The organism is Frankia torreyi (assembly GCF_000948395.1).
Classification (GTDB): domain Bacteria; phylum Actinomycetota; class Actinomycetes; order Frankiales; family Frankiaceae; genus Frankia; species Frankia torreyi.
Genome location: NZ_JYFN01000026.1, coordinates 67,320 through 79,050, shown reverse-complemented (window position 1 = coordinate 79,050; position 11,731 = coordinate 67,320). Strand labels below are relative to the sequence as shown.

Genomic DNA, 11,731 nt, shown 5'->3' with positions numbered 1-11,731 from the left:
CGGCGGCCGGCTCAGCGGCCCAGCGCCGCCACCGCCGTCCGAACGCCGGGGCGCCGCAACTGGCGGGCGACCGTCGTGCGGCCCTCGATGAGCCGGGTGAACAGTCCGAAGGTGCCCGGGCCCGCCATGAGCGCGTGCATCACCCCCGGCCGCCGGGTGAACGCGCCGAGCACCTCGCGGCCCGCCGCCATCTCCGGACCCAGAACCGCCTCGACGCGGGCCGGGTAGGCGTCCAGGGCGGCCGAGCCGGCGGGCCCGGTGGCGCCAGGGGCGCCGACCGCCCCCGCCGCCGCCTCCCCGGCGAGCCGGCCCGAGCGCAGCGCGAACGAGATGCCCTCCCGGGTCCACGGGTCGAGCAGGCCGGCGGCGTCTCCGGCGACGAGGACCCGGCCGCGGCGCAGCGGGGAGTCGACGGCCCGGACCCGGGTGAGATGCCCGGAATCGTGCTGGCGCGGGGCGCCCGCGAGCCCGAGCCGCTCGACGAACCGCTCGTAGTAGTCGCGCAGGGCGGCGCCCCTGGCCCGGTCGCCGATCACCCCCACCGTCAGCACCCGTCCCTTGGGGAACAGCCAGCCGTAGGAGCCGGGCACCGGACCCCAGTCGAGCAGCATTCGACCGGCCCACCGCTCGGCGAGCGCGGCGTCCACGACGAACTCACCCTCCAGGCCGACGTCGATCTGATCGCACCGGACTCCGACGTGGGTGCCGCAGCGCCCCGAGGCGCCATCCGCCCCGATGACGACCCGGGCCCGCAGGTCGGCGCCGCCGCGCACCCGGACGCTCACCCAGCCATCGTCGACCACGGGCACCGCGGCGCCCGCCAGCCAGGCGACCGGCTCGGCCTCCTCGCGCAGGCCCAGCACCTGCACGCCGGTCCGCACTATCGCGCCCGCCGCCTCGGCCGCGGCCAGCAGCGCGGCGTCCAGGTCGGTCCGCATCACCATGGACAGCCAGGGCCGCGCGTTCCGCTGGCCGCGGCTGACCGTGTACCGACCGTCCAGGGTCATCGTCAGCGAGCTGACCGTGGCACGGACCAGGCCGGCCAGGTCGATGCCGACGTGATCGGTCGACAGGCCGACCAGTCCGCCGCCGCAGGTCTTGTACCGCGGCATCGAGGACCGTTCGAGGACGCAGACGCGGGCCCCGGCGGCCGCCGCCGCCCGCGCCGCGCTGCCCCCGGCGGGGCCCGCCCCGACGACGATGACGTCGAACGTGTCGTCCGGCCTTTCGCTCGTGCCCACCGCAATCCCCTCCTGTCGGACCACCGACCGCGTCAGCGCAGGGTGAGGCTGCGGCCGACGAGACCGGCCCGGACCCGGCGCTCCTGCGCGGTGAGCGGGGTCGGGTCCGCGAGCGCCTCCCGGTAGGCGAGCCCCAGCGCGGCAGCCGGCTCCTCGCAACGCTCGGCCGCGGTGTCCGCGGCGAGATCCCAGACCGGGATGACGAGGCCGTCAGCCCGGAAGAAGCCGACGAACCGGGTTCCCGGACCGACGGTGAGCCGCTCGGCCGCGGCCAGCCGGGCCAGGGCGTCGAGCAACGCCTCCTCCGAACGGGCGGCGTCGCCGACGTCGGCTGAGTCCGTGGCAGCCCGATCCGCCGCGGTCGGATCCGTGGCAGCCGGATCCGTGGCGGCTCCGGCCGGCGCGGCCAGGGGCAGCGCCCAGCGCAGATGCCACCGGTCGCTTGGGTGGCACCAGTAGGCGGCGGACACGGCGGACAGCCGCACCGTGGGCACCACGGTGGCGTTGGCGCGCTCCAGCATCGCCGCCACCTCCTGATTGGGCCCGCTGTCGTCGTCCGACGGCGGCAGCCACCACCCGAAGCCGGGGTGGACGGTGATCTCCAGGGGGGCGGGGTCGAGCAGGTCGGTGAGCCGGGGCAGCCCGGCCAGCCCGTCCGGCCGCTGCTCGACCAGGCGCGGCGACGAGGCCGCCGGTGCGTCCACCACGTTGCCCGGCTCGGCGTCGAGGGCGGCGAGCAGCGCCCCGGCGATGTCCCGGGACGCGTCCAGCCCGGGCAGCGCGGTCTGCATGGCGACGAGGATCTCCCCGTCCTCCCGGACCAGCGCCGGCGCCGCCTGCGGCAGCATCGTGCAGAGCGTGATGCGCCGGTCGGCGTGCTCGGGATGCTTGGCGAGATGGTCGGCCGCGAGGATCACCGGGGCGGTCGCGCTCGGCACCAGCTCCCGCAACGCGACCAGGTCGGGCTCGTCCCGGCGGCCGAGGAAGGGCCGCAGCACCGGCGCCGGCCGGCTCCGCTCGCCATGGCACGCCTTGTAGCGACGCCCGGAGCCGCAGGGGCAGGGCTCCCGCGGCCCGACGACGCCGATCGCGCCGATCGGGCCGTCGGGTCCCGGCTCGGCTGAACGGCGGCGGGCGGCGGTCGAACCGGCCGCGACGCGGGAGGGGCGGGTGCCCGGACGCTGGGGTGCGGGTCGACGTGCGATCACGGGCTCCTAAGGTCATGACCGTCACGCACGGTCGTGGACATGGACTGGGTACGGCTGGATTCGGGGTAAGGCTAGGCCATGGGCGGCGCTGGACGGGAACGCCGGGCGCTGCGGCGGCACCCCGCCCGCGCATTCCGGGAGAACCCCCGCCTGTCCTGGGTGTTGTCCCGTCAAGCCGGCACCGGCCGTACCCGGGCGTCGGAGATGACAGGCACGATGATGGTGCCTGACTGCCGGGTCGATCCCGGCGGGTGCGCGGAGATGATCACTGTGCTTGGCTCGCCTGCGGCCGCCCGGCCGGGCCCGCGATCCCACGAAAGCGACGGCCCAGGACGGAGAAATGGGGGTTTACCCGCGAGCCGGCCGGCATCGATGTCGAGACAATGGGGGGGTTGGTGACAAAGGTCGTCGTCGCCGGCGGAGGAATTACGGGAATCGCCTGTGCCAGTGTGCTGCAAGCCCGGGGAATCACGGTGGAGGTCCGGGACCGGGGCCGGGTGATCGGCGGCCGGATGGCCTCTCGGTGGATTGACGGGCGGATCGTGGACTCCGGCGCTTCCTACTTCACCGTCACCTCACCCGAGTTCGCCGAGGTCGTGGATGACTGGACGGCCCGGGGAACAGCGCGCCCGTGGACCCGGCGGATGTCGGTGATCAGCGGGCCGAACGCGACGCTGACCGCGGCCGAACCGGGGCCGCTGCGCTACGCCGCGCCTCGCGGGCTGCGGTCGCTGGTCGCGGACCTCGCGTCCCGCGCCGGAATCAGCGTGGCGCAGTCCGCCCCGATCGCCCGGATCACCCCGGGCCCGATCGTCGACGGTGAGCCGGTGGACGCGGTGGTGCTGGCCATGCCCGACCCGCAGGCGCTGCGCCACCTCGACGAGGCCTTCACCGAGGAGCGCGCGCTGGTCGCCGACCGGTCCTGGTCACCCGCGCTGGCGCTGCTCGCGGGCTGGTCGCACCGCTGCTGGACGCCGGTGGACGGCGCCTTCGTCCACGACGACGACACGATCGAGTGGATCGCCGACGACGGTCGCCGCCGCGGCGACAACGCGCCCGTTCTGGTGGCGCACTCGACGGCCCGGTTCGCCCGACCGCACCTGACCGAGCCGGCCGCGGCCGGACCCGCGCTCATCGAGTCGCTGCGGCGGCTGCTCGCCATCCCGGAGCAGCCCCGGTGGGTGTATGTGCAGCGGTGGACGTTCGCCCGGCCGGAGCGCCCGCACGAGCAACCGTTCCACCTGTCCGACAATGGAATCGGTCTTGCGGGCGATGGATGGGGCCGACCGAAGATCGAGAATGCCTGGCTCTCGGGCACCGGGTTGGGCCGGGCGATCGCCGAGCGACTCCGATGATCCGCAACGGTGTGACGCACTTCCGAAAATGTTCGTCTAGCAGGCTCGATTGACGTTGCCCGAGGGGGGTACACCTGCCGACATGGAGATCAAACTAAGCCTGTCGTTGCCCCGCGATGAGATCTCCATACCCGTGGTCAGACGAATCTGCACACAGTCTCTGAAGGTTCTCGGGGTATCCCAGGAATGCATTGACGATGTTGAGCTTGCGTTGACGGAGGCATGTGCGAATGTTCTTCTTCATGCCCAGGCTGAGGACGAGTACGAGGTATCGGTCGGCGTCGACAACGAGGTGGCCGTCATCGAGGTGAGCGACCGCGGCGGCGGCCTGGACGCCACCTTCGAGAGCGTGTTCGATCCGGAGCGGGCGACGCGCCCGACCCCGGACGGCACGGCGCCGGAGAACGTCCCGGAGCAGGGGCGGGGGATCTTCCTGATGCGGGCGCTCATGGACCGTGTCCAGTTCCACCGGGTCGAGGGCCCGCATCGGGGTACCCGCGTGCACCTGGAGAAGGCGCTGGTCTGGGAGGAGAGCGCCCCGGGTGCGCAGTTGAGCCGGGCGCGCAGGACGACCGGACCGTGGGGCACCGCCCGCCCGCCGAAGGCCGCCGACGAGCCCGTCTGACCCCGGTCCGCCCACGACCACACCCGGACTCCGAGGCCGATCGACCGCCCTTCCTTCGCGAGGGGAGCGGTTACGCTGACGGGAGCGGACGGGCGAGCGGAAGCTGGGTGGGTGCCGGGATGGATGCGGTGGGGACCGACACGACCAGGACGACGGCCAGGACGACGGCCAGGATCGGGGTCGTCACCTTCCCGGGGTCGCTCGACGACCGGGACGCGGCCCTCGCCGTGCGGGCCGCCGGCGCCGAGCCGGTCGCCCTCTGGCACGGCGACGACGACCTCGCCGGGGTCGACGCCGTCATCCTGCCCGGCGGCTTCTCCTACGGGGACTACCTGCGTGCCGGTGCGATCGCCCGGTTCTCTCCGATGGTCGCGGCCCTCGTCGCCGCGGCCGCCGACGGCCTGCCCACGCTGGGCATCTGCAACGGCTTCCAGGTGCTGTGCGAGGCCGGCCTGCTGCCGGGCGCGCTGACCCGCAACGCCGGGCTGCACTTCGTCTGCCGCGACCAGCGGCTGCGGGTCGAGACCGCGGCCACGGCGTGGACGCGCGACTACCAGGCCGGCGAGGAAATCACCATCCCCGTCAAGCATGGCGACGGCCGCTTCGTGGCGAGCCCCGGGGTGCTCGCCGAGCTGGCCGCGCAGGACCGGATCGTCCTGCGCTACGTCGGCGGCAACCCCAACGGCTCGGCCGACGACATCGCCGGGGTCTGCAACGCCGAACGCACGGTCATGGGCCTCATGCCCCACCCGGAACACGCCGTCGACGAGCTGACCGGCTCGGGCCTGGACGGGCTGCGCATGTTCACCTCGGTGCTGACCGGCCTGCTCGCCCGCGCCTGACCAGCCCGCCGGTCACACCTGCCCGCAACCGGGGGCGGCCGGCGCCGACCGCACCGACCCGGCCGGCCCAGCGGGCTCCTCGGGCTCGGTGTCGGACTCGGTGTCGGGCTCGTCGTCCCGCGCCACCGACCGGCGCAGCGCCGCATGCAGGGCCGCCGGCGTGAGCACGCCTGCCAGCTCGCCGTGGGCGTGGACGTCGAGCACGCCGCTGTCCTGCGCGAGCAGCGCGGACAGCGCCTCCCGCAAGGACGCCCCCACCTCGATGCTCACCCGCTGCCCGGCACCGCCAGCCGGCCCGGCACCGCCAGCCGGCCCGGCGCCCGCGGCCTCGACCTGGCCGGGTCGGGGCGCTTCGAGATCCTCCCGGCGCAGCGTGGTCACGGACAGCCGCCGCAGCGCCCGGTCGGAACCGGTGAAGCCGGCGACGAAGTCGGTGGCCGGGCGGCCGAGGATGCGGGCCGGTGGGTCGATCTGCTCCAGCTGGCCGCCCTGGCGGAACACCGCGATCCGGTCACCGAGCCGGATCGCCTCGTCCAGGTCGTGAGTGACGAACACCACGGTCTTGCGAATCTCCCGCTGCAACCGCAGGAACTCCGCCTGCAGCCGGTCCCGCGCGATCGGGTCGATCGCGGAGAAGGGCTCGTCCAGGAGCAGCACCGGCGGATCGGCGGCCAGCGCCCTCGCGACGCCGACCCGCTGCTGCTGCCCGCCGGACAGCTCGTGCGGGTAGCGCTTCCCCACCGTCGCCGGGTCAAGGCCGACGAGGTCGAGCATCGCGTCCACCCGGGCGCGGATGCGGGCGCGGTCCCAGCCCAGCAGCCGCGGCACGGTGCCGACGTTCGCGCGCACCGTCAGGTGCGGGAACAGACCGATCTGCTGGATGACGTAGCCGATGCGTCGACGCAGCCGAACCGGGTCGGTGCGGGCCACGTCCTCGCCGGCCACCAGGATGCGCCCGGACGTCGGCTCCACCAGCCGGTTGATCATCTTCATCGTCGTGGTCTTGCCGCAGCCGGACGGGCCCACCAGGCACAGCAGCTCGCCGGCCGGCACGTCGAAGGACAGGTCCGCGACCGCGACCGTGCCGTCCGGGTAGCGCTTGCCCACCCCGCGCAACGAGATCATCGGGTCCGCCGAGGTCGTCGGTTCCACCGAGGTCGTCGGGTCCACGGTCATGGGCGTCGCGTCCTCCGTACCGGTTACGGTGCTTCGGTGGCCATCGTCGCGTCCGGGAGCTGTCTCGAACGAAACGCCTGGATCTGCGGAGATTACGTCGAGACCCGCTCGGACGAGCTGCAGGCGGCACTGCGCGAGCACGTCAGCCTCACGCTGAGCGCGGTCGCGATCGGCCTGGTGATCGCGGTGCCGCTGGTCCTGCTCGCCCGGCGCTGGCGGTTCGCCGTCGCCTGGATCAGCGGGCTGGCGAACATCCTGTACACGGTGCCGTCGCTGGCGTTCTTCGCGCTGCTGCTGCCCGTCACCGGCCTGTCCACGACCACGGTGCGGATCGGGCTGGTGGCGTACACGCTGGTCATCCTCTTCCGCGGGCTGCTAGCCGGGCTCGACTCCGTGCCGGCGGACGTGCGCGATGCCGCCCGGGGCATGGGCTACGGCCCGTTGCGGCTGCTGGTCACCGTGGAGATCCCGCTCGCGCTGCCCGCGATCATGGCCGCGATCCGGGTCGCGACGGTCTCGACGATCGCGCTGGTCACCGTCGGCGCGACGATCGGCCACGGCGGCCTGGGCGATCTCATCTACGACGGCCTGACCAGCTCGTTCAAGTCGGAGGTGCTGACCGCCTCGGTGCTGTGCGTGGCGCTCGCCATCGTCGCCGACCTGCTGCTCGTCGCCCTGCAGTGGCTGCTGACACCCTGGCGTCGCGGCCGCCGGACCCGCGCGGGCCGGGCGGTCGGCCCGCCGTCCGCCGGCTCTCCCGCCGCGAGCCCGCCGGCCGCGAGCCCACTGCCTCCGCAAGGAACCGCCGCATGAGCACCCTGAGCAGCGCGTTCGACTGGCTCACCACCGGCGCGAGCTGGCGCGGCGACGAGGGCATCGCCCACCGCCTCGGCGAGCACCTGCTGCTCACCGGCGCCTCGGTGGGCATCGCGTGCGCGGTCGCGCTGCCGGTCGGGATCGGTCTGGGGCACCTCGGCCGGGGCGGCACCCTGGCCATCAACGTCTCCAACATCGGACGGGCGGTGCCGACGTTCGCCGTCCTCGTGCTCCTGGCGATCGGCCCGCTCGGCATCGGCGACACGACCACCGTCGTCGCGCTCACCCTCTTCGCGATCGCCCCGCTGGTCACCAACAGCTACGTGGGGATGCAGGAGGTCGACGCGGGGGCGAAGGAGGCCGCCCGGGGCATGGGCATGTCCGGCGGCCAGCTCCTGCGCCGGGTGGAGCTCCCGCTGGCCCTACCGATGATCATGCTCGGCCTGCGACTGGCCGCGGTGCAGGTGGTGGCGACGGCGACCATCGCGGCGCTGATCGGCGGCGGCGGGCTCGGCCGGTTCGTCGTCGACGGCCTGGCCAACAACCGCCGCCCCGAGGTGGTCGGCGGCGCGATCCTCGTGGCCGCACTCGCGCTCCTCGTCGACGGCCTGCTGCTCGTCCTGTCCCGCGCGGTGTCGACCGCCCGAGCCCCCCGAGCCCCCAGAGCCCCCAGAGCCCGCTGATTGGAGCTGACAGGGCGCCTCCGCGCAGAAACGTTCAGACGCTCCGGTAGGCGCTTTCGCGATTCACGCAAAAACCTCGACGGGACACCTGGCGGCACCGCTGCGTTCAATGCGCGCGTCACTGGTGATCAATGGCAGTCCCAGGGTCTCGGCGAGGGCGACGTACTGGGCGTCGTAGGCGCTGAGGTTGTGGTGCAGGTCGCGGACGCGCGCCCACAGGATCAGCGTCTCGTGCCGCACCAGCGGCAGGAGTTGGTAATCGCCGATCGCCTTCTCCGCATCCCGATCGGTAAGCTTCCGGCCGCGGACCATCCCGAACAATGCCGAGATCACCTCGTAGTCGAGCAGTCCGGGCGCGGCGAGCGACGAGAGGCCGGCGAGCCGGCGACGCACCGCCTGCCCGGTCGCGCCGTGATCGGCCAGCGTCCGGATCAGCGCCGAGCAGTCGATCACGGCCTCCGGACCACTCACCCCCGTTCCCGGCCCTCGTCGATCGCGGCAAGGATGTCCGAGGTGGCGAGATCGACGTGCGTTTCACGGTCGAGACGAGCCGCCATGTCCGCCAGGCTCGGCGTACGGGCATCCCTGGTGACCAGGTCGAGCAGGTAGGCCTGCAGGCTGCGGCCCGTCTGCGCGGCCTTGAGCTTCAGCGCTTCAAGAGTCGGATCCGAGACGTCGCGGATCGTGATCGCGGCCATGCCTGCATTTTACCTGCAATGCCAGCAGTCTGCTTGCGAGTGAGGTGGTCTCCGTAGTGGTACCACGATCACCACCGGCTCGTGGCCGGCACGGGTGATAATGATCTCCTCCCGGTCATCCGTCATTGCCGAGAGAACTTCCGCATACCGCGCCCGAACCTCGACCTCAGCCTTGGCCTTGGCCTTGGCCTTGGCGATCATGGTGTTCCGCGGAACCGCGCCCCCCGCACCCCGCGCGGATCCCGTCTCGCGGCTCAGCCTGGCTCCGGGCATGCCCGCTGGCACAGCCGCGCACGGACCCGGCCCAGCTCGTCTATGGCTGGAGGCCGAGAAGCGAGGCGTAGTCGCGGCGGCGGTCCAGTGCGGTGAGGATGTCGACGTTGTCGCAAGCCTGGTCGATGGCGCCGAAAAGGTGGCCGACGGTTCCGTCGGGTTGGTGTCCGAGTCGGGCGAGGAGGGCTCGTATCAGCGGGTCGGTGATCGCGTCGGTCAGGGCGCGGGTGAGGCGTTCGGCGGCGAGGACCTGGATGTCCCGGGTGTGGAAGCGGCGCGGCGTCGGGTCGACGGGTTCCGCCAGGCCGAGACCGTTCGTGGCGGCGGCGAGGCGGCCGGCCGCGGCGCACAGGGCCGCCTCGCGGTCCCGCCATCCTGTCGCGCCGAGCGCCCGGCGTAGGTGTGGACCGGCCTGGTCGGCGAGAGCGAGGCGGGCGAACGCGGTCGTCAGCCACTTGTTGTACGGGGCCCAGCGGCGTTCGGTGAGGAATCCGATCCGGACGAGGTCGCGGGCCACCCTGGCGGTGAGTATCCGGAAACCAAGATCGTCGCCGCGCCCGCCCGTCCGGCCGATGAACGGCTCTTCCTGGCTGACGCGGAGCCAGCCGGCAGCGAGGACGTAGCGCCAGATGTCGTCGGGATACCAGTTCAGTGCCCGGCGTCGGGCGGTGAGCAGGCCGAACGGGTCATGCAGGACGACACCGTCGACGAGGCTGGCGAGGATCTGGGTGGGGGCCAGCAGCCAGTCCGTCAGCTCCATCCCCTCGGCGGGGTCGGCTCCGAGACGGCTGACGAAGAACGCCGACACGGTGGTCACCTCGACCTGATGATGTGGCCGGGCATCGTGGCGGTCGGTGTCGGAATACGCGACGGGGAGACCGTCGAAATACTCCGGCAGGTTCTTCAGGGCGGCGTCGATCGGAGCAGTGTCGACGCCCGGAGCGACGAACAACTGGAGGCGAGGACCGAAATCGTGATCGGTGGAGACCTCGTCGTCGAAGCCGAGCACCTCGGAGCCCTCGCCGAGCAGCGCGGCCGCGTGGGGCACGCCCGCCACCATCGGACCGACCACCTGATCGTAGAACCGTCGAGAAAGCTCGCGGCCGGACACGGCCCCGATCGTAAGGGATGAGTAGCGAGCCGGCTGATACCAACCGGGGGCGCGTGCCGAAAGTGAAAACCCCGAGGTTACGGCCTCAGGCCCACGGGAACAGTTCGGGCAGGTCCGGCCTGTGTAGCCGGCCGTAGATCCAGGCAAGCTCGTCGTGGGCGTCGAGAGCATCGGCGGTGGGGNGCGACGCACCCGCAGGCAGGCGTCCGTCCACCGTCGTCCGGAGTGCCGGAAGTCGATCGGCAACAAACTCGTCCGATCCATTCCCATCACCGACGGTCACGTTAGTTAGCATGATAGTTAGCATGACCGGCGACAAGGTAAGTCTGGCTCGAGGGCAGCGAGCGCATGCCGGACGCATGATCAAAATCGGGGCGAGCCCGGAGGGCTCGAATCAGCTGCGTGACCGTTTGTCTACCTTGGCGCTGTTACTTGTGCCTTTTTCGATTGCGGGACCGCCCTGGCGCGGAGGAGCGTGTCCCGGACGTCCGGAAGTTGTCGGACCCGAGTGCGATGGTGTGGGACAGCCGGGGGCCGCCGTGGCACGCGCCCGACGATCAGGGAGAACGAGCCGAAGATGAACGGTGGGGTCCTCGAACGTGACTGACGCAACAGCACCAACCGCTCCGCGGCGCCGGGACGCTCCGCGGGACTGGCTGCATCACCGTGCCATGGCGGTCCGCCGGCCCGCCGGGCGCCCACGCCGCGTGTTCGCGGGTCTGGCCGTGCTGCTCGCCGTCGCCCTGACAGCCGCGGCCTGCGGCTCCGACTCGGACGGTGGCAGCAGCAGCGGCGCCGCCGGGGCCAGCGTGTCGGCCTCGGCCGGGGGCTCGCTCACGGTCGCCGACGCCGGGTTCACCGAAAGCAAGATCCTCGCGGAGATGTACGCGGCGGTCCTGGAAAAGGCCGGCTACAAGGTCGACCGGACCTCGGTGCAGCAGACCGAGCTCGCGCAGTCGTCGCTGGAGAAGGGCACGGTCGACGCGATGCCGCAGTACGTCGCGACCTACGCCGACCTGCTCAATTCCAAGGTCCATGGCCCGGACGCGGCCTCGGTCTCCTCGCCGGACCTGCAGAAGTCGCTGGCCGCGCTGCGCCCGCTCGCCACCGGCCTCGGCCTGACGGTGCTCGACCCGGCCGACGCGGTCGACCAGAACGCCTTCGCCGTCAGCAAGTCCTTCGCCGCCCAGCACAACCTCAGGACGCTGTCCGACCTGGGCGCCAGCGGTCAGACGGTGAAGATCGCCGCAGGCCCCGAGTGCGAGACCCGGCCGTTCTGCCAGCCCGGCCTGGAGAAGACCTACGGCATCAAGATCAGCCAGATCGTCAAGACCGGCGTCGACACCCCGCAGACGAAGGCCGCGGTCAAGGACGGCACGGCCCAGCTCGGCCTGGTCCTCACCACCGACGCGACCGTCACCGACTACGACCTCGTGGTGCTCACGGACGACAAGAAGCTCCAGAACGCGGACAACCTCGTGCCGATCGTCAACACGAAGTCGCTGACGCCGCAGATCTCGGCGGCGCTGAACAAGCTGGCACCGGTGCTCACCACCGCCGACCTGGCCGACCTGAACAAGAAGGTCGACGCGCAGCGGGAGAAGCCCGCCGATGTCGCCAAGGAGTACCTCAAGGGCAAGGGTCTGCTCAGCTAGCCACGACGCGGGCTCGGCATGGCAGTGGCCCATGCCACGCCGGGCCCG

12 protein-coding genes are annotated in these 11,731 nt (G+C 72.4%); 6 read left to right on the top strand and 6 right to left on the bottom strand.

Features of this window, described 5'->3' with window-relative positions; genetic code table 11:
* Positions 1-11 precede the first annotated feature (11 nt).
* Both FF36_RS17110 and FF36_RS17105 read right to left on the bottom strand, forming a co-directional pair.
* Complete coding sequence (locus tag FF36_RS17110; protein WP_052681184.1) at positions 12-1,241, bottom strand: geranylgeranyl reductase family protein; 1,230 nt, start codon at positions 1,239-1,241, stop codon at positions 12-14.
* 32 nt (positions 1,242-1,273) lie between these two features.
* Entirely contained in the window at positions 1,274-2,449 is a 1,176-nt protein-coding gene (locus tag FF36_RS17105) for a DUF5926 family protein (RefSeq protein WP_044886086.1), read from the bottom strand.
* 383 nt (positions 2,450-2,832) lie between these two features.
* Here FF36_RS17105 and FF36_RS17100 point away from each other — a divergent pair, with 383 nt between their 5' ends.
* From FF36_RS17100 to purQ, 3 genes are all read left to right on the top strand, one after another.
* Positions 2,833-3,804, top strand: coding sequence for an NAD(P)/FAD-dependent oxidoreductase (locus FF36_RS17100; RefSeq protein WP_082121985.1), 972 nt, complete (start codon positions 2,833-2,835; stop codon positions 3,802-3,804).
* A gap of 82 nt (positions 3,805-3,886) precedes the next feature.
* Positions 3,887-4,429 carry an ATP-binding protein gene (locus FF36_RS17095; RefSeq protein WP_044886084.1) on the top strand — a complete coding sequence of 181 codons (543 nt, stop codon included), beginning with the start codon at positions 3,887-3,889 and terminating at the stop codon, positions 4,427-4,429.
* A 119-nt stretch (positions 4,430-4,548) separates the two neighbouring features.
* A complete protein-coding gene (gene purQ, locus FF36_RS17090; protein WP_044886083.1) occupies positions 4,549-5,271 on the top strand; it encodes a phosphoribosylformylglycinamidine synthase subunit PurQ in 723 nt (240 codons plus the stop codon).
* A 12-nt stretch (positions 5,272-5,283) separates the two neighbouring features.
* Here purQ and FF36_RS17085 read toward each other — a convergent pair whose 3' ends face one another.
* Entirely contained in the window at positions 5,284-6,447 is a 1,164-nt protein-coding gene (locus tag FF36_RS17085; RefSeq protein ID WP_199865421.1) for an ABC transporter ATP-binding protein, read from the bottom strand.
* A gap of 36 nt (positions 6,448-6,483) precedes the next feature.
* Here FF36_RS17085 and FF36_RS17080 point away from each other — a divergent pair, with 36 nt between their 5' ends.
* Entirely contained in the window at positions 6,484-7,260 is a 777-nt protein-coding gene (locus FF36_RS17080) for an ABC transporter permease (protein ID WP_063897412.1), read from the top strand.
* Positions 7,257-7,946 carry an ABC transporter permease gene (locus tag FF36_RS17075; protein ID WP_044886082.1) on the top strand — a complete coding sequence of 230 codons (690 nt, stop codon included), beginning with the start codon at positions 7,257-7,259 and terminating at the stop codon, positions 7,944-7,946. Before FF36_RS17080 ends, FF36_RS17075 begins: the two co-directional genes overlap by 4 nt.
* A 63-nt stretch (positions 7,947-8,009) precedes the next feature.
* Here FF36_RS17075 and FF36_RS17070 read toward each other — a convergent pair whose 3' ends face one another.
* The 3 genes from FF36_RS17070 to FF36_RS17060 form a co-directional block, all read right to left on the bottom strand.
* Positions 8,010-8,417, bottom strand: coding sequence for a type II toxin-antitoxin system VapC family toxin (locus FF36_RS17070; protein WP_082121984.1), 408 nt, complete (start codon positions 8,415-8,417; stop codon positions 8,010-8,012).
* Positions 8,414-8,644 (bottom strand): FitA-like ribbon-helix-helix domain-containing protein, encoded by a 231-nt coding sequence (locus tag FF36_RS17065; RefSeq protein ID WP_044886081.1) that lies wholly within the window; start codon positions 8,642-8,644, stop codon positions 8,414-8,416. The genes FF36_RS17070 and FF36_RS17065 overlap by 4 nt, the downstream gene beginning before the upstream one ends.
* Before the next feature lie 313 nt (positions 8,645-8,957).
* Positions 8,958-9,965, bottom strand: coding sequence for a DUF4037 domain-containing protein (locus FF36_RS17060; protein WP_242422571.1), 1,008 nt, complete (start codon positions 9,963-9,965; stop codon positions 8,958-8,960).
* A gap of 734 nt (positions 9,966-10,699) precedes the next feature.
* Between FF36_RS17060 and FF36_RS17055 the strand changes: the two genes are divergently transcribed.
* Positions 10,700-11,683, top strand: a complete 984-nt coding sequence (locus FF36_RS17055) for an ABC transporter substrate-binding protein (RefSeq protein WP_044886079.1) — start codon at positions 10,700-10,702, stop codon at positions 11,681-11,683.
* The last annotated feature ends 48 nt before the right edge of the window (positions 11,684-11,731 follow it).

What these genes read in the sequence shown, in the direction of transcription:
- FF36_RS17100 (WP_082121985.1), top strand. Translation starts at nt 2,833, where the DNA reads ATGGGGGGGTTGGTGACAAAGGTCGTCGTCGCCGGCGGAGGAATTACG.
- FF36_RS17095 (WP_044886084.1), top strand. Translation starts at nt 3,887, where the DNA reads ATGGAGATCAAACTAAGCCTGTCGTTGCCCCGCGATGAGATCTCCATA.
- purQ (WP_044886083.1), top strand. Translation starts at nt 4,549, where the DNA reads ATGGATGCGGTGGGGACCGACACGACCAGGACGACGGCCAGGACGACG.
- FF36_RS17085 (WP_199865421.1), bottom strand. Translation starts at nt 6,447, where the DNA reads ATGACCGTGGACCCGACGACCTCGGTGGAACCGACGACCTCGGCGGAC.
- FF36_RS17075 (WP_044886082.1), top strand. Translation starts at nt 7,257, where the DNA reads ATGAGCACCCTGAGCAGCGCGTTCGACTGGCTCACCACCGGCGCGAGC.
- FF36_RS17065 (WP_044886081.1), bottom strand. Translation starts at nt 8,644, where the DNA reads ATGGCCGCGATCACGATCCGCGACGTCTCGGATCCGACTCTTGAAGCG.
- FF36_RS17055 (WP_044886079.1), top strand. Translation starts at nt 10,700, where the DNA reads ATGGCGGTCCGCCGGCCCGCCGGGCGCCCACGCCGCGTGTTCGCGGGT.